Raw genomic sequence first — 18,012 nt, 5'->3', positions numbered from 1 at the left:
ATTAAAACACATAAGCCAAAGAGAAACAAAATCGAGAGCAGACGTTCACCGAATCCTTGACTCGGGGAAGGCGTAAGTGAAATAACACCGATATACTGCAGCAGAATAGTACAGCCGAACAGCAGGAGAAATGTCGCCACCAGCACACCGAAAACAAACATTACCAAAGTTATCGCCAGACTTATTCTCTTATGAAAAAATTCTTTCATTTGGTATGCAGCACCGCCTTATAGCCTAGTCCTCTAATCACAATAATCTCAAACTCTGGCCAATCTCGAAAACGGTTGCGTAAGCGATTGACATGAACAGTCAGTGTGTGATCATCCGTTTCGGAATCCATCCCCCAGATTTCATCCATAAGCTGCAGTCGGGTAAAGATCAGGTTTGGATAAGAAAGTAACTTAAATAACAAATAAAATTCCTTGGTGGGAAGAAGGTTAACTTCATCTTCGCGTGTTGCCGTCAGCGTATCATAATCCAGTACAACTTTCCCGATGGTCAGCTTGTGTTCATTGGCAATCCTCGCTCTGCGCAGAAGAGCTCTAATCCGGAGTATCAGCTCTTCTTCATCTACTGGTTTTGTCATATAGTCATCCGTACCAGCAAGAAATCCCTGTCTTTTATCTTTCGGCTCCTGTTTGGCTGTAACCATCAGAATCGGCAAATGCTCCGANTGGTTTTGTCATATAGTCATCCGTACCAGCAAGAAATCCCTGTCTTTTATCTTTCGGCTCCTGTTTGGCTGTAACCATCAGAATCGGCAAATGCTCCGACATTACCCGAAGCTGCCGTGTCAATTCATAGCCGTCCATATTTGGCATCATTAAATCAAGTACCACTAAATCTATATGCTGGTTTTCGATAATCTTAAGCGCTGCTATCCCGTCTTCTGCCCAGTATGTTTTAAAGCCTTTCGTTTGTAAGACCACACACATTAACTTCCCGGTACTTTCGTCATCTTCAACCACTAATATATTTAACATATAACGAATCTCCTTTTATCATCAATAAGATGTCTCATTTTACCGTCGAAAAGTAAATTGAAAATAAACCTATTCGTTGAGTTTCAGGTACAACTAGAAAACAAGGGAACGATCTCTGACGTGCAGAATAAAAATCTAATAAAAGGAATAAAGTTCTAAAGATTATGGGCACTGTTCTATTAACGTTAGCCTTAATATTTAGCGGCATGTTTTTATATGTACGTTCGCATCCATGAATTATTATTGGCTTCATTCGAGATGCGTTATACAAAGGGAATCCGATTAATTCCTTTGAACCTTATAATCCACCGGAAAGAAAATACGGATATCACAATTAAAAGACCGACGATAGTTTACTTCCATGGTGGAGGATATTTCGTTGGAGACAAGGTAATGGGAGATCTATGGCAGTAACTGATGATGCCCCTATAAAGACTGACGAACTTAACTTTGCTACAAGAGTAATAATCCGTCAATACCTAGGTATTGGTACTAATGAATTCAAAACAGCAAAATTGCAGATCAATATAATGCTATATTACATGTAACTGGCGATTATCCACCATCATTTATTACTGCTGGCAATGGCGATGGGTTTCCTACAGATATGAAAGCCTTGTCCGATAAGCTTACGTCATATTTTTCAGTTGAAGAACAGGCACTCCGCTTGTAGCATAAGAGTATGGACCCTATGAACTTGTAGCCGGCCACTACTGCAATACGATCCTTCTAATTCTGGAATGGCGCTTTTTAAAAGAGAACGACTTCTCCAAAGCGCAAGCTTTGCAATATTTAAATATTTTGCTGGGTGTTTTGAATATCGGCGAGAAAAAAGAACCTGAATCTTAAATAAAAAAACTACTGACTGGTTTTTCTGGATAACACGAATGCGAACGCCTCTCCAGCGTTTGCCGCAAGCGACAGCCTTTCAGTGCCAGGATCAACCTTCACAAATTAGGTCTGCTATACTGCATTGTTTATGGATGCAACATTATTTATATTTCTTTCAGCATATTTTTGTAATATGATCTTATTTATACATTACATCTTAAAGCCAACTTTAAGATTAAGAGAGGACAAACCCTATGTTTAGCATAAATGAAATCGTAAAAATAACAGGACTCCCCGCTTCAACTCTACGTTATTATGAAGAGGTAGGAATTCTACCCGTTGTAAACCGGAATTCCGGTGGAAGAAGAGAATACTCCGAGGAGATTTTGGAGTGGCTGGAATTAATTATTGCCCTGAAGAATACAGGCATGACAATCGAGGAGATCAAAGCGTATACAGACCTTATCTTGCAAGGGGATGAGACACTGGATGCGAGAAAGGATTTTTTATCAGCGCACAAAATGAAAGTTGAAAAGTCAGTACTGCAAACCCAACTACATTTGGAAAAAATAATACGCAAAATTGCAATTTACGATATATTAATGTACAAACAGACATCAGACAAAAAAACCTTACTCTAACGTGTGATTTGACTTCAAGCTTACTTTAAGTAGTAAACTATGATGTATAACTACTTAGAGGAGTGATTATATTGTCTCTGCAGGAAAAAGTTTGGATTATCACTGGATGCTCTACCGGTTTTGGGCGTCACATCGCGAAGCATGCGATTAATGCAGGTTACAAGGTTGTAGTCACTGCACGCAATCTTGAAGCGATCCGGGATATTACAGAAAGCCATGAAGAAAATACGCTTACTTTGCCGTTAGATGTAACAAACAAAGATCAGATTAACAGCGTGGTTTCTAAAACAATTGAAAAATTTGGCCATATTGATGTATTAGTAAACAATGCCGGCATTGGTTATTTTGCTTCCGTTGAAGAAAGTATCGAAGAAGAAACACGGAAGATGTTTGAAATCAACTTCTGGGGTCTTATGCATATGACCAATGCCGTCCTACCGTATATGCGAAACCGGAAGTCCGGCCATATAATTAATTTCTCTTCCATCGGCGGCTTAGTCTCTTTCCCTACACTTGGTTACTATCACGCTACGAAATATGCCCTTGAGGGTATTTCTGAGAGTCTTGCTCAAGAAGTAGCGTCATTCAATATTCATGTAACATTGATTGAACCCGGCTCCTTCCGCACTGATTGGGGCGGTCGTTCTTCAGTAAAAACCGAGACACTAATTTCTGATTATAGTGAATCCTCAGTAGGCCAAATGTTGAACTTTTTACAGCAAGGAGGCGGGCAAGAAGCGGGTGATCCTGCAAAGGCTGCAGAAGCAGTTATCATGGTCGCTCAAGCCGATAAACCACCGCTTCGTCTACTTCTTGGTGAAGGAGCCTATCTGGGTGCCACAACTAAATTTACAAACTTACTTGCAAGTATAGAAGAATGGAAAGAGACAACACTCAACGCTGATTTTAAAAACTAATCATCTGTTATCTCAATTTAAAGTGTTGTCTGACTACTATAGTTGGACAACACTTTTTAATTGCTCATCCGTAATAGGAGCGGAGCAAAGGTTGAAGTGCTAAAGGGAACCAGGGTACCCCACCGTCATCCCCTTATGTTCGACAGGTACTCCCCCACTTCTTATAGCATCTCTCACCCGTTTAATTACAGAGGATGCCTGTAAGTGTTTACATAGAGGGATGCTGAATCCTCATTTAAATAAATTAATAAAACAAAAAAACAGCTTACCCGTAGATAAGCCGTTTTTGAAATTCCAATGAGAAACGCTTCTGCAATTCAGCTTATCGAATGAGCTACTTCCTCAATAATTTCCTTGCATGTATTAATTTGTTTGATCCCTCCTGCAGCAGGCGAGATGCTCAACGTCCCATTCACTAAATCACCTTCCAAAATGCCTATTTTGATCCCATCTTTATAATATTTTAAGGCTTCTTCTTTCTTCCCGTTCTTTAGTAGCTCATAAGCTTTTTTTCCTGCTTCAGTTGGAATCGTTCTTTCGTTCGCACCTTCTAATTCCAGAAAATCTTCACTGTTTGCATTTATAATGGCTTGCTTGGCAGTAATGCTCGCAGGGTTCTCCAGTGCAGTAATAAATCTTGTTCCCATGTAGACACCTTCTGCTCCCATCGCAAATACAGCTTTGGCACCTTTCCCATCAACAATTCCTCCCGCTGCGATAACAGGTACGCTAACAACGGATGTAACTTGAGATACTAGAGAGGATGTACTTATATCGTACTGGCTAATGTGCCCTCCTGCTTCTCTTCCCGTAACAATTAAGGCATCGACGCCTAACTGGTCTGCTTCAATCGAACTCTGAACTGTCGGATTAATAGGTCTATACAATATTGTGAAACCATGTTTCTTCAATTTTTCTACTTCACTTCTGATCATTTTAAAACCAATTGCAACGACAGTTTTCACTTGTTCCTCAACTAAGACATCGAATAAAGCATTGGTAAACGGTGAGCTTTCATCTTCGTTATGAGGAAATATATAATTAACTGCAAACGTTTTATTCGTTAGTTGTTTCACTTTTCGGATTTCCGACTTAAGATTTCCAGAGAATTGTTCAAGACTGGAAGCGGGCATATTTTGCCCGGCATTAGGACCTAATACCCCCAAACCGCCGGCATTAGATACAGCCGCGACAAACTCAGCCGATGTCACCCAATTCATAGCTGCTGAGATTACCGGATAGTCAATATTTAATAGCTTAGTGATACGATTATTCATAAAATATTCCCCCTATTTGAGTAAGCTGATTATATTTCATATAATAAAGTTAACTCCCCAAATTTAAAAGTAGGCAATAAAAGTGGAGTTAGTATCATTTAATGTACTATGTACAAGAGAGGGATAAATGATGTGACTAGAATATGCAAAGATGGCTTTCAAAAAGAATTTATAGAAGAATATCCTGTAATTTTTGGTATGGCGTATACACAGCATGTGCTTTCTGGGCGCTGGAAATTTCTTATTCTTTGGTTTTTAAAAACAAAGGAACACCGTTTTGGTGAAATCAAAGCATTGTTAAATGATATTTCACAAGGGTCTCTAACCAAGCAATTACGTGAATTAGAAAAGGATGGTCTGATATACCGTAACGTTTTTCCAGAGGTACCTCCTAGAGTGGAGTATTCACTAACACCAAAAGGGCGTGAGTTCCTCCCCATTCTAGAGATGATGGAGAGCTTTGGATTGAAGTTTGGAAAAACGATCGATTGAAGCCTGACAAGCAATAGTGTGAGAATTAGATAGCTAAAAAGAATGCAGCAAAAGCAAAAGACATCCATAATTGTGGATGTCTTTTGCTTTAAGTTGAATATAAAGCTTTTGATACCTTTAATGTTAAATAATCAATTTTGGGCACAATAAGATTGTCATCCACCAAAAAGAGCTTCTCAGGCTTAAACAACTGTATCTTTTTCAATTTGTAAAAATCATAAAGTACCTGTTCAACCGTCAAATGATTCATTAGTAGATATCTAGTATCTAACATGGTGGCCAGTAATTGATCTTGCAAAATCAAAACTTGCCCATTTAATTCATTGAAAATTCCATTTCTAATTCCTTCATTGTAAAAGTTGAGCAATTGTTTTTCGCGCTCTTGTATGACAATAAACAATTGTTCATATATCTGGGGATACTCGCTGGAAAGATCTCTCTTGTATTCCTCAGTAATAAATGTAGAAAGTGAAACGGATTGCTCAAATAGCTGTTGAAAACGGGCAGCATACAAACTTTCTTCATTTGGCGGATCGAGTATTATCATTTCCTTGAAAAATTCAATAAAAGAATTTGTGACGATTTGGATAATTTCTTCTTTTGTAGAGAAATATTTATACAAAGTCACTCTACTTATATTCATTATTTTCGCAATTTCATCCATTCGTAAAGAATGAAATCCACTTTTATTTATGCACGGTAACAATCTAAAAAGTAATTTGTTCTGGCTTTCACGAAACTTCTCAATATTTTTTTGCTCATCCTTCAAAATGGTCCCCCCCCCTTTTTTTCATAGTATAACTGAAGTTTCATGTTTTATAAAGAATACTATCTTTACACTTATTATTAAACTTGTAAACTTTGTTCGTTGGTGATATGATAATCACGATTCCAATAACAGAGGAGTGACCAAAATGAAAACACGCAAATTAGGCAACAGTGAAATTACAGTATCGTCGATTGGTTTAGGACTTATGGGAATGTCTGGTTTATATGGTCAAAGTAATGACGAACAGTCGATACAAACGATTCAGAGAGCAATAGACCTCGGTGTTAATCTCTTAGATACTGCAGATGTTTATGGAAATGGGCATAACGAAGAATTACTCGGACGAGCATTAAAAGGTCGGCGAGAGCAAGCGATTGTTGCTACCAAATTCGCACATGGACCGAACTTCCAAGGAGTTAACGGTCATCCGGACTATGTTAAAAAAGCGGTAGAAGATAGCCTGCTCCGATTAGATATCGACTATATTGATCTTTATTATCAACATCGTGTTGATCCTAACGTACCTATCGAAGAAACAGTTGGAGCGATGGCAGACCTCGTTAAGGAAGGTAAAGTGCGCTATCTTGGCCTATCCGAAGCATCAGCACAAACTATAAGACGTGCTCATGCTGTACATCCTATATCTGCGCTACAAACCGAATATTCCCTTTGGAGTAGAGATGTAGAGGCCGAAATTCTACCTGTTGTCAACGAATTGGGAATCACATTTGTTGCTTATAGTCCTTTAAGTCGTGGATTTATATCCGGAGAACTACGCAAATTTGAGGATCTTGCAGAGGACGATGTCCGTAGATATTTACCACGATTCCAAAAAGAGAATTTCCAAAAGAACGTGGATATCGTTGATGAGATTACAAAGATCGCCAAAGAAAAAGGCAGTACACCATCGCAACTGGCATTGGCATGGTCATTAGCAAAAGGAGCACTTCCAATCCCTGGAACGAGACGAGTTAGTTTTCTAGAGGAAAATGCAGGAGCTTCGGACATTGTGCTAACTCCAGATGACTTAGCGCGTATTGAAGCTGTTAGCCCTCAGTCTGCTGTTCAAGGCGGTAGATACGATGATATCAGCATGAAAGGTATAAATATTTGAAGGTAATAAGTAATAATAAGCAGATCATAAACTAAACGGGAAAAGTTAGTTTAATGACACCAGCGGCAGTCTAAGACTTTATTATAGAAGTCTTGGTACGCCGCTGTTTCTTTAAATACAACAATCTAAAACTCATTTTTCATTGAACAATTACCGAACTAATAATCGTCACTAAGGTGGACCTGGCTTACAATATCTTGATCATGATTGCCGAATAAGGAACCATATAGAGTCAATCCTCCTACGTTAACAGCCTGCTTATCAACAAAGTAATGGAGCGTCCAGAACGAATCCTGCAGGTTGATATCCGCAAGGGTCACCTCTGCCATACGTTCTTCATGTGCAAGGGCCTGAGTGCGTACAGAGAATTTCATGTTCTGCCGCTTAACGCATTCGCAGATGTTTTGGAGTGACACCAAAGGCTTTTTTAAACATTCGGTCAAAATACCCCACGGTTTCAAATCCGGTCATTTCGGCAACTTCCGAAACGGTATTCCCCGTGGTCAGCAGTAATCCTCTAGCCTTATTCAACCTGAACTGAATGAGATAGTCCACAGGAGAAGTATCCGTCCCTTCCTTAAAGCAGCGCAACGCCTCGCTTTTACTTACCTTTGCAGCAGAGGCAATATCCATAAGGCAGAGTTTCTCCCTATAGTTCTCATAAATGTACTCCAGCATCATTCGCAGCCGTGCCTGAGTGTTCAGAAAACTAGGTGTTTGTGGCAATTCCATGCAGGAGTGCCGATGTAAGTACAAACTGCGCCATATGGACGCGATACCAATCTGAACGTCAATCTCTTTTGTTTCTTCCCCTGAATTCAATAAGTGGAAAACAGTCTGCAAAGTTTGCAAGATCTCTTCTTGCCAATGAATACGGCTGCTCAAATATAAGCATGAAATGGAGGAGTACAGAAGGGGTTGTACAAATTTTTGGTATACCGTCTGATTACCACCCGACACTAACTCCGGTGAAAACACGATGTTAGGCACAATCGCTCTCTTACTAGCTTTATAACCGTGAATAATCCTCGTATTTATGAAAATCCCATCTCCTTCGCTGAGCGGCACGGACTTTTCGCCTATCCAATAGTCCGCATGCCCTTCCTGGATGAAAGCAAATTCCACTTCATCATGCCAGTGGCGGTTAATGCAGTGATTTGAAAACTGTGCGGTATCGTCTACATAATATTCAATCGGAAATTGCCGGGAGCCGTGTGTTGCCATCTCCTTCATTTGTTCGTCCGTGACTACCACAACTCTCCCCCCTTTTTTGGCGATATAGTACTACATTATGAATTAATTATGCAAGAAAAACACTATTTCTCTGTGATATATTTGAACTCGTGTTCAGAGATTTCCCTGGACTCCCGTTTTCGACAACATCGCAGGAGGGTACTATGGCAAGACTTCTATTATTGATTATCTTCATTGCATTTATCAGCTTGGGGATCCCAGATTCACTTTTTGGCACAGCTTGGCCAGCCATTAACCAAGAGTTCGAATTACCGGTTTCGGCAGCAGGATACGTCACATTCGCCATTTCTGGATGTACAATCATTTCGAGTTTGATTAGCGCTAAGGTGATTAACAAGTACGGTACCGGCAAGGTCACTGCAATCGGCGTCATTATGACTGCTGCTGCACTGCTGGGCTTCGCTTATTCATCGAGTCTACTTTGGTTGTGCCTGTTTGCCCTTCCGCTCGGACTGGGTGCTGGAGCTGTAGATTCGGGGCTCAACAACTACGTGGCGCTCCATTATAAAGCCAGCCATATGAATCTTCTGCATTGCTTTTATGGTGTCGGGGTTTCCATCAGTCCTTATCTGATGTCACTTTCGCTTTCTGAACAGAACAACTGGCGGGAAGGTTATTACACGGTTTCTCTGATTCAGGGTGTTATCGCACTCATCGTCTTGCTAACCTTGCCTGTATGGAAGAAAGCTAACCGGAGCCTTCAAGAAGACAGGGGGAATGTATCCAAAACAGTCAGTCTTGCCTATCTGTTTAGGCTACCTTCAGCAAGAGCGGCATGGATGACCTTTATCAGTTCCTGTGCAATCGAGACAACCGCAGGCATCTGGGGAAGCACTTTCCTGGTACATACCAAAGGCTTGTCCGTAGAAAGTGCAGCCAAATACCTCACCTTGTATTATATAGGGATGACAGCAGGAAGACTGCTCTCTGGTCTACTAGCAGATAAGCTGTCGAGCTGGAAATTGATCCACATTGGACAAAGCATCCTAGCCGCCGCGCTAATAACACTTATGCTACCCATTCAATCAGAATTCTCTGCTTTAGCCCTGTTCATGGTCGGTTTTGGGATCGCGCCTATTTTCCCCAACCTCACCCATCTGACCCCAGCAAATTTCGGAAAAGACATCTCACAATCGATGATGGGGGCCCAGATGGCTGCCTCCTATGTGGGGATTACAATAATGCCACCACTGTTTGGTTTGCTAGCGCAAAGGCTTGGCATGAATTTATTCCCCTATTATCTGGCGGCTCTATTCGTAATCATGATCTTGTCGATAACAACACTAATAACAAGATTAAAAAAACAAAACCTATATGCTCCCGCCAAAAAGTAAAAAACCCAAGGTATAAATCATTTAGTCGCCAACACAAAACACATTCAAGATGGTTTCTCTAGTTGAAGCATACAAATGAGACGAAGCGGAGAATCCAGCTTCGTCTCATTTCTTTTACAACTTTAAGGGGTTATATAAGCCCTGAATTCTCAAGTACCCTCTGGATAATAGTCGCTACCTCGGCTCTGGTTATAACCGTATCTGCAGCCAGCAACGAAGGACTTCGCCCATTGACAATACCATTATTTAAGCAGAATACTACAGCATCTTTGGCCGAATCCGCTACTCTGCCTGCATCTGTATTGATGAAGTACATGCAGCAATTACTCGTGAAGAGGCGACGGTTATGATTGGGAGAGCTATGGAGAAGATAACCGGCTTTAATCCAAGTTTCTCTGCTGTTACCAAGATGGAACTTTGACGGCCGTATGCTGGCGGTTGTACGTTCCGGACAACAGGCTGGCAACATTGAGGTGATTGCCGAAAGTGAGGGTTTCGAGCCGGTCAGCATTGAGTTACTCTGCCAGTAGCTTCCGGGTTTTAAAATCAATGATCCCGTTTAGCTTTAAACTGTCTAAACAATAATCTGACGCCGCTCAATGTGTCGGCGTCAGATTTTTGGCTTGTTTTATTAATCAAGTAGAAACGGTACCTTCCTTTAAAAAAGGTGTATTTTACAGCTCTTACATAGTCCTCAGGAAAAGTTGAGACAAGGTCACGAGTTCCGCTTCTGTATCGGATCAAATATTGTAGCCTCCGCCAGGGAGGACTAATACCGCTGCAATTCACCGCTTTATAGCCAGAACTTACTTGACAGACAATCTACTGAATTCCCTCCCACAAAAACTTCAAATTCTCCTTCTTCAATAACATAATTCATACTCATGTCATAGTAGCCCATTGCCTGATAGGGCACTTTAAAGACGACTTCGCTTTCCTCTCCTGCCTGTAATGGAACCTTCTCAAAATCAACTAGCTGCTTTACCGGTCGGACCCGCTTCGCTACGATATCGCGGATATAACACTGGGTAATTTCATTCCCTTCGCGATCTCCGGTATTCCTTACCTTAACGGACACCCTGATCCCTTCCTCTTCTTTACTCACCTGCAGATCAGAATATGCGAATGTCGTATAACTTAAGCCATACCCGAAGGGATAAAGTGGCTCTAGCGGTGTGTCTAGATATTTTGAAGTGAATTTGCTTTTTCCACCTGGTCGGCCCGTATTTATATGTGCATAGTAAACTGGACATTGCCCGCTGGCATATGGGAAGGTAGTGGTTAATTTAGCAGATGGGTTTACTTTCCCGAAAAGTATATTGAGAAGTGCATGACCTGCTTCTACTCCCGGATGCCATGCCTCAATAATTGCAGACACATTCTCCGCTACCCACGGAATCGCTAAGGGTCTTCCGTTAAAAAGAAGCGCAATAACCGGTTTTCCGGTTTTCACTAATTTCTTTACTAAATCTATTTGTTCTTCGGGCAGTTCAATAGCAGCACGGCTGGCTGCCTCTCCGCTCTGATTCTTCACTTCCCCGATCGCGGCCACATAAACATCGCAATCTTCCGGAAAGGTTGCACCTTCAGACATGTAAATATAGTCAATGCCTTGAGCCTTGCAAGCATCGACAAGACTTACACAGTCTTCTCCGTCAGCTTTGATCGCCCAGGCTCCTGTCATTTCTCCTCGGTTATTGGCCAGTTCACCGGCAATTCCCAGCCGTACTCCAGTTTTTAAAGGCAGCAAATTTCCTTCATTTTTCAGCAGAACGATGGATTTCTCGGCCGCTTCTCTTGCCAGGGCACGGTAAGCTGGCTTCAACATTGCAACTTTCTCGCGTTCTTCGGTAGTGCGGTACGGATGTTCAAATAATCCCAATTCAAACTTAACCCGCAATACGTCAGCAACAGCTCTGTCCAGAATTTGTTCATCCACAGCACCGTTACTAATCAGTTCGACTAGCGAATCGCTGTACGCATTCGAGGTCATATCCATATCAAGCCCGGCTTCGATCGCTTGCTTGGCAGCATCTGCAGTATCCACGGCAATTCCATGGGTTACACATTCAGCGATGGCATTCGCATCGCTGATAGTCATACCATCAAATCCCCATTGTTTACGAAGTACATCTGTAAGCAGCCATGAATTCACTGTGCACGGGATTCCGTTAATATCATTAAAAGCAGGCATAACCGCTCTTGCCCCGGCTCTGACACAGGCTTCGAACGGTGGCAGATACTCTTCAAATAATCGCTGGATTGACATATCTACACGGTTGTAATCTTTCCCGGCTTCTGCCGCTCCGTAACCGGCAAAATGTTTAATACAAGCCGCCATGGCATCTTCCTTGGTCAAATCATCCCCCTGGAATCCCTTAACCTTAGCAGCACCATACTTGGAAGACAGCAAAACATCTTCTCCTGCACCTTCACTCACTCGGCCCCATCTGGCATCTCTGGATACATCCACCATTGGAGCAAAAGTCATATGAACGCCACCCGCAGTTGCTTCTTCGGCCGCAATTCTTGCTGTTCTTTCCCAAAGCTCTGGCTCCCATGCACAGCTTTCCGCCAGCGGGATAGGCGTAACAGTGCGGTAACCATGAATGACATCGTATCCAAATAAAAGAGGGATTCCCAAACGGGTTTCCGTTACCGCTATTTTCTGCAAATCATTCGCCGTTTTCGCATCGTTTAGTCCATTGTAAGAACCGATTCTCCCTGCTTTCAAGTCTTCCTCATGAAAGTCCTGTTTCGCAGTACTCATCATATTTTGGAAGTCGGCTTTACTGATTCTCCCGTCGTATACCATGTTAACCAATTCTTCAAAGCTTACGTCAAATGCTCCTACCAAAGAAGGCCCGCACTGTTGCAGTTGACCTACCTTCTCTTCAATAGTCATCTTCGTCAGTAAGGTTTGAATTTCATTTTCATAATTTTTCTTCAATTGGGTTCCTCCGAAAGATGTGAAATATATTAAGCACCTAATGAAAAACGGTAGTCGCCGCTTCCTACGGAAATGCATTGTCCGTCCGGCAAATACACCCTAGCTCTTGTATTTACAGGCACACTGCATTCATAGATCAAACCATTTTTCGTTTTTTTCCACCTGGAACGAATGGTTCCATAAAGGCATTCATAACTGGCTTCGGCGTGTGTTAGCGTGCCGCCAATAATTGGTCGAAGCTCAAACTCCCGATACCCAGGCGCCTCGAACAATGGAGTAATTCCTGCCACCCTACTGAATAAAAAGTCGCAGACAGCACCATAGCTATAATGATTATAAGAACCATGATGCTGATCCATCCCGTCCCAGTTTTCAAGAATGGTCGTGCTGCCGAGCAGGACTGCATGCAGCCAGCTTGGATTCTCAGTTTGCTCTAAAATCCGGAAAGCAATCTCTGAGTATCCGTAATCCACCAGTACATGAAGTAAAAAAGGCGTGGATAGAAAGCCGGTATTCAGACGATAGTTATTATTTTCTATTTCCTTTAGGAGCTGCTCTACAACACTCTCGCGCTTTTCTTCTGAACAGAGATCCATAGCAAGTACCCGAACATAAGCCGCCTGATGGCCTGGTTCGATAACCCCGTCATCTCCGATCAAGTACCTATCATAAACTTTACGGATTTTGTCCGCGATCTTCTTGTATTTCGTACAGTCCTCTTGATTGCCCAAGATCTGCGCCATATGCGCCACATTTTCGGCGGAACGGCACATATAAGCAGTTGCTACGCGTGGATTGCCATGTGTTCTCATCCGCATGATTGCTTCTGCTACAGATTCCCCGGTATCTTCTTTCGTGATAGGCTCCAGCCATTCTCCGAAGTGCATCTTTGTGTCAAAAATATAATCAGCATCTAATTCTCCTTCTTCATAATTTAGATACTGCGATTCCTGCGCATACAGCGGATTATGCTGTTTTGCACAGGCAAGCATATAATCGACCCATTTTCTGGCTGTTTCATATTGATTGACAAGAATTTGTTTGTCACCATAACATAGATAAATCATGTAAGGAATCCATACTGCTGCATCCCCCCAGCCTGCACTGTCTTCTCCAATGCTGCCATTTCCGCTAGGGCCAGCAAGCGCCCATAAAGGATTATCCTTGATGTTACGTTCCAGTTCTACCGGATTGTGAACACTACTGGTAGAAGGGAAGGTGATGCCGACTTTTCCACTCGCATATTGCTCAAGCGATAGATCTTTAAGCCACTTTTCAAAGAAAGAATATACGTTCATAAAATCAGCAGCGGTCCGTACATAAATCTGGGCATCACCAGTCCAGGCATTCCGCTCACGGGTCGGGCAATCCACCGGGACATCCATGAAATTCCCTTTCTGACTCCAGAAGCTATTCAGTACGAGCTTGTTAATTAGCAGGTTGGAGCAAATAAAGCTGCCTGTCTCTTCCATATCGGAATAAACGGCGATTGCCGTAAAGTCTCCTTCGTTGATGTCTTCATTGTAGCCTTCCACAAGAACATACCGGAAACCGAAAATAGAAAATAACGGACAGTATTCCTCTTCAGCATTTCCGGAACAATAATAAATCACTTCCTGGAATTCAGAGGACTGCAGGACGCCATGCTTAATGTTGTCGAGCGAAAAACACCCGTCCTTGAGATCTTCCCCATGGACTAATCTTATTTTCTGGCCCGCTTTGCAGTTTTTCAGCTTCATTTTTACATATCCGGCAATATTTTGGCCAAAATCAAGTACCAGCTGTCCCGCTGCATCCCGGAACGGCTGTGCAGTGAACTGCTCTTTTTCTCTGACCGGGACACTGCTGCTGGCAATTAATCGGACATCTGCATGCTCGGTTGTACAGTGCACGTTCATCCATGAGATGTCATCGAACACGGCCAATTTCCAATCCACAAATTCCTTTCTAGCGTCAAAAATGTCGCCCATGAGCATATCGGAAGCCAGCATGCCCCCCGTAGCGTATTTAAAGCGCTCATCTGTACCTATTACTTCCCTTTCACCGTTTTCATAGGTTAATTCGATCTGTCCAAAATAGTGCAGCTTATAGCCAAAGTTATTCTTAACGGTTCCGCCGGTCATTCCCCGCCACCAGCCATCGCCAAGCATGACCGCCCAGGCATTTGAACCTTCCTTCAGCAGCTTAGTGATGTCGTACGCCTGAATCTGAATTCTGGCATAATAGCTTGTCAGCCCAGGTTTAAATTTATCCTCTGTGCCGGTATACCCATTAATCCAGAATTCATAAAGCCCATGCGCTGTCTGGTAAATACGCGCCTGCTTAAGTCCAGGCTTCACTTTAAATGTTCGTCTTAAATAGGGGGCTGGCTTTCGCGCGTCGATATCGATCTCCAACTCAGGTTCAATCCATTTCGCCTGCCAGTCCGCCGGATGAAGCAATCCCATCTCCAATCGTGCAAATTCACTATGAGCAGTTTCTTGGATACCGGTTTCATCGACTGTTGTCACCGATACCTTCCAGACCACTTGTTGTCTGCTTACCAATTCTGCTCCATCATAGCGGATGAACTGACTTTCACTGCTAGTAACCATTCCGCTATTCCAAATTACCTCTCCGTTAGAATAAGCAATAAGCTGGTAATTGGACTGTATCACTCCAATATTGTCACTTTTCAGTTTCCACGAGAACCGCGGCCGCGGCTCGTCAAGTCCCAATGGATTACAAAGATATTCAGTCCTTAGGTCATATATATGAAGCAAATTAATCTCCGTCCTTTCATCAGCCGTTGTTTTCACGCCACTGAGTTACATGTATATTGATCTTTTCAGATCCTTTATAAATAAAGACCACACGTCCGTTTCCGTAGCATCCATTAGAGCAAGAATAGATAATGCTGCTTTCATTTTTTTCTTCATATGAATCTTGACCTCCCATTCCTGATCAGGCTTGTCCTACTCCTTCACTGCCCCAATCACTATACCTTTCGCAAAGAATTTTTGGAGGAAGGGATAGATCAGCAAGATCGGCAAAGCTCCGATGAAGATTTGGGCAGNGTCCTACTCCTTCACTGCCCCAATCACTATACCTTTCGCAAAGAATTTTTGGAGGAAGGGATAGATCAGCAAGATCGGCAAAGCTCCGATGAAGATTTGGGCAGAATTCAGGGACAATGCATTGAATTTCGCTGCGGCTTCTGCATTCTTGATATCAATATTYGGCATCGATATAGCRGCCTTCAAGAACGTACTCAGCGGGGCGTTTTCCGGCTTCATATAGATTTGACCCGCCAACCATTCATTCCATTCTCCTACCACCGTGAACAGCCCTACTGTTGCCATGACTGGCAGCGACAAGGGYAACATCACTCTCAGATAMACTTTCCAGTGCCCGGCACCATCTATAAATGCTGCTTCTTCCAGCTCCTGCGGTAATGCCTTGAAAAAATTCATAATCAGGATGATATTAAATACATTGATCATCGTCGGCAGGATCAGCGCCCATATGGTGTTATACAGACCCATTTTGGTCACCACCAGATACGTCGGAATCATCCCTCCGTTGAAAAGCATGGCTACAATAAAAAATCCGACAAACCACTTGTAGCCCGCAATCCCTTTCATCCCTCCGCCTTTGGACAGTACATAAGCTGCCATACTGGTCACCGTCAGCCCCAACGTTACACTTAACAAGGTYCGTTCCACCGAAATCCAGAGGGAACGAAGCAATTGGGTATCTTCCAGCGCCCTGCTATAGGAGTTCAAATTCAAMCCAATCGGCCAAAAGGTTACTTYATTGGCAGATACGGCTGCACTGGAACTTAAGGATACAGACAAAACATGWAGAAACGGCAGGATGCARATCACGGCCAGCATGACCATGAYGRTATTGTTGATGAGTTGAAATGTACTGAATTTGGCTGTTGTACGCATATGTCCACTCCTTAGAAAATCTTGTATCCTGCAACTTTGTAAGCGACCCGATATCCGCCTAGAATCAGGATCAGGCCCACCACGGACTTGAACAATCCGATCGCTGTACCGAAACTGAAATTCCCGCCAATCAAACCGATRCGGAACACGAAGGTATCRATGATATCGCCGCTTTCATAGACCAGCGGATTGTACATGTTGAAGATYTGGTCAAAGCCTGCATTGAGCACRCCGCCCAGGGAGATCGTCAGCATGACACAGATAGTGGGGATCAGGCTGGGAAGGGTAATATTCAACATTTGTTTCAGCTTGCTCGCTCCGTCAAGCTGAGCAGCTTCATAGAGAGCCGGATTAATGCCAACCAGGGCCGCCAGATAAATGATGGACCCGTAACCGAATTCTTTCCATGCATCCGTAAAAAGTACGATTGGCACAAACCAGTGGTTGCTGCCCAGAAAGAACACGGGCTCGTGACCCAAGGCTTTCAGCAGTTGGTTCACTAAGCCATATTCCGGATTCAACAGCTGAATGAAGATACCCCCGAGCACCACCCAGGAAATGAAGTGAGGCAGAAACACAAAGGTTTGAACCGAGGTGCGCAGAAATTTATTTTTCACCTCATTGATCAGCAGCGCAAACGTAAGGGTACTGAACATGCCAATGGCTAATTTGAGAAACGAAATTTTCAGCGTGTTCCAAATGACCTGCATGCTGTCGGGATATTCAAATAAAAACTTGAATTGGTCYAACCCGACCCAGGGAGATTTGGAAATCCCCAGAGAGGGCTTATAATCCTGAAAGGCCATTAACAGGCCGCTCATGGGTAYATAGACAAAGATCGCGGTCAGTACCACAGCGGGCAGGAGCATAAGGTATAATCCCCAGCTACCTTTTTGTCTAGTGAATTTCTTTTTTTTTGCCGGTACAGCAGGTACAGCAGTATTCATGCCCATTGTCTAAATCCTCCCACCTGATTCTTGTAATCTATTTTTATTATAGTGATGGGCATTTCGGCTTGATATAAAGCAATGCAAATACCAATAACGCATTCTAAATATTATAATTATGGAGGCCGGCNTGTAATCTATTTTTATTATAGTGATGGGCATTTCGGCTTGATATAAAGCAATGCAAATACCAATAACGCATTCTAAATATTATAATTATGGAGGCCGGCTCCAAAAAAAAGAGCGATCTTGATGCGTGAATCCACATCAAGACCGCTGATCAATGACAGTTATTTGACGGAATCGTACCATTCATTGACTTCTTTTGTAATGGTATCGCCGCCAGAGGATTTCCACTTCTCCACAAATTGATCAAACGTATCCACAGCAGCTTCGCCGTAAATAATTTTTGAATATGTCTCCATCTGCATTTTTTGCAGCAGCTCGTTTCGGGCCGACATGGTGGACGTTAGCGGACCCATGTAATGCTCCCTTACGCGCGAGGATTCTTCATCCATGGAAATAAGCATCGCATCGTACACGATTCTTTGTAATGGATTGGTGTCGTCTG

General features: G+C 42.8%; 15 protein-coding genes and 2 pseudogenes. 5 read left to right on the top strand and 12 right to left on the bottom strand.

Annotated elements, in window-relative coordinates:
• The 3 genes and pseudogenes from ASF12_RS35755 to ASF12_RS34570 all read right to left on the bottom strand — a co-directional run.
• Window positions 1-209, bottom strand: a 209-nt coding sequence (locus ASF12_RS35755) for a hypothetical protein (protein ID WP_235533209.1), incomplete at its 3' end; no start/stop codon positions are given.
• Window positions 206-673, bottom strand: a pseudogene (locus tag ASF12_RS34575) (response regulator transcription factor); the annotation flags it as partial. The gene ASF12_RS35755 and the pseudogene ASF12_RS34575, both read right to left, overlap by 4 nt.
• 1 nt (window position 674) lies before the next feature.
• Window positions 675-983: response regulator (locus ASF12_RS34570; protein WP_155973290.1), on the bottom strand; the 309-nt coding region annotated here is incomplete at its 3' end.
• Between the two features lie 1,085 nt (window positions 984-2,068).
• Between ASF12_RS34570 and ASF12_RS18510 the strand changes: the two genes are divergently transcribed.
• On the top strand, window positions 2,069-2,455 hold the full coding sequence (locus tag ASF12_RS18510; protein ID WP_056037749.1) for a MerR family transcriptional regulator: 387 nt from the start codon (window positions 2,069-2,071) through the stop codon (window positions 2,453-2,455).
• Between the two features lie 71 nt (window positions 2,456-2,526).
• On the top strand, window positions 2,527-3,372 hold the full coding sequence (locus tag ASF12_RS18505; RefSeq protein ID WP_056037747.1) for an oxidoreductase: 846 nt from the start codon (window positions 2,527-2,529) through the stop codon (window positions 3,370-3,372).
• Window positions 3,373-3,689: 317 nt separating this feature from the next.
• Here ASF12_RS18505 and ASF12_RS18500 read toward each other — a convergent pair whose 3' ends face one another.
• Entirely contained in the window at window positions 3,690-4,649 is a 960-nt protein-coding gene (locus tag ASF12_RS18500; RefSeq protein ID WP_056037745.1) for an NAD(P)H-dependent flavin oxidoreductase, read from the bottom strand.
• Window positions 4,650-4,781: 132 nt separating this feature from the next.
• Here ASF12_RS18500 and ASF12_RS18495 point away from each other — a divergent pair, with 132 nt between their 5' ends.
• Window positions 4,782-5,141, top strand: a complete 360-nt coding sequence (locus tag ASF12_RS18495; RefSeq protein WP_327204927.1) for a winged helix-turn-helix transcriptional regulator — start codon at window positions 4,782-4,784, stop codon at window positions 5,139-5,141.
• A gap of 88 nt (window positions 5,142-5,229) precedes the next feature.
• Here the strand turns inward: ASF12_RS18495 and ASF12_RS18490 are convergent, their stop codons facing one another.
• The gene (locus tag ASF12_RS18490; protein ID WP_063892599.1) at window positions 5,230-5,910 is read right to left on the bottom strand and encodes a TetR/AcrR family transcriptional regulator; all 681 of its coding nucleotides are present in this window, start codon (window positions 5,908-5,910) and stop codon (window positions 5,230-5,232) included.
• 145 nt (window positions 5,911-6,055) lie between these two features.
• On the opposite strand from ASF12_RS18490, the gene ASF12_RS18485 reads away from it, so the two are divergent.
• On the top strand, window positions 6,056-7,024 hold the full coding sequence (locus tag ASF12_RS18485) for an aldo/keto reductase (RefSeq protein ID WP_056037738.1): 969 nt from the start codon (window positions 6,056-6,058) through the stop codon (window positions 7,022-7,024).
• Window positions 7,025-7,182: 158 nt separating this feature from the next.
• On the opposite strand, the gene ASF12_RS18480 is transcribed toward ASF12_RS18485, so the two are convergent.
• The gene (locus tag ASF12_RS18480) at window positions 7,183-7,353 is read right to left on the bottom strand and encodes a hypothetical protein (RefSeq protein ID WP_155973286.1); all 171 of its coding nucleotides are present in this window, start codon (window positions 7,351-7,353) and stop codon (window positions 7,183-7,185) included.
• A 55-nt stretch (window positions 7,354-7,408) separates the two neighbouring features.
• Entirely contained in the window at window positions 7,409-8,278 is an 870-nt protein-coding gene (locus ASF12_RS18475) for an AraC family transcriptional regulator (RefSeq protein ID WP_056037732.1), read from the bottom strand.
• Between the two features lie 143 nt (window positions 8,279-8,421).
• Here ASF12_RS18475 and ASF12_RS18470 point away from each other — a divergent pair, with 143 nt between their 5' ends.
• Complete coding sequence (locus ASF12_RS18470) at window positions 8,422-9,612, top strand: MFS transporter (protein ID WP_056037729.1); 1,191 nt, start codon at window positions 8,422-8,424, stop codon at window positions 9,610-9,612.
• Between the two features lie 793 nt (window positions 9,613-10,405).
• Here ASF12_RS18470 and ASF12_RS18465 read toward each other — a convergent pair.
• The 5 genes and pseudogenes from ASF12_RS18465 to ASF12_RS35075 form a co-directional block, all read right to left on the bottom strand.
• The gene (locus ASF12_RS18465) at window positions 10,406-12,562 is read right to left on the bottom strand and encodes a glycoside hydrolase family 3 N-terminal domain-containing protein (protein WP_200931643.1); all 2,157 of its coding nucleotides are present in this window, start codon (window positions 12,560-12,562) and stop codon (window positions 10,406-10,408) included.
• Window positions 12,563-12,591: 29 nt separating this feature from the next.
• Window positions 12,592-15,360, bottom strand: a complete 2,769-nt coding sequence (locus tag ASF12_RS18460; protein WP_442952540.1) for a family 78 glycoside hydrolase catalytic domain — start codon at window positions 15,358-15,360, stop codon at window positions 12,592-12,594.
• A 261-nt stretch (window positions 15,361-15,621) separates the two neighbouring features.
• Window positions 15,622-16,254, bottom strand: coding sequence for a carbohydrate ABC transporter permease (locus ASF12_RS18455; protein WP_235533208.1), 633 nt, complete (start codon window positions 16,252-16,254; stop codon window positions 15,622-15,624).
• Window positions 16,255-16,505: 251 nt separating this feature from the next.
• Window positions 16,506-17,447, bottom strand: coding sequence for an ABC transporter permease (locus tag ASF12_RS18450; protein WP_056037721.1), 942 nt, complete (start codon window positions 17,445-17,447; stop codon window positions 16,506-16,508).
• Between the two features lie 284 nt (window positions 17,448-17,731).
• Window positions 17,732-18,012 (bottom strand): annotated as a pseudogene (locus ASF12_RS35075) (hypothetical protein); the annotation flags it as partial.

Origin of the sequence: Paenibacillus sp. Leaf72 (genome assembly GCF_001422685.1) — a bacterium.
Classification (GTDB): domain Bacteria; phylum Bacillota; class Bacilli; order Paenibacillales; family Paenibacillaceae; genus Pristimantibacillus.
This window is presented reverse-complemented; position numbering and strand designations above follow the sequence as displayed.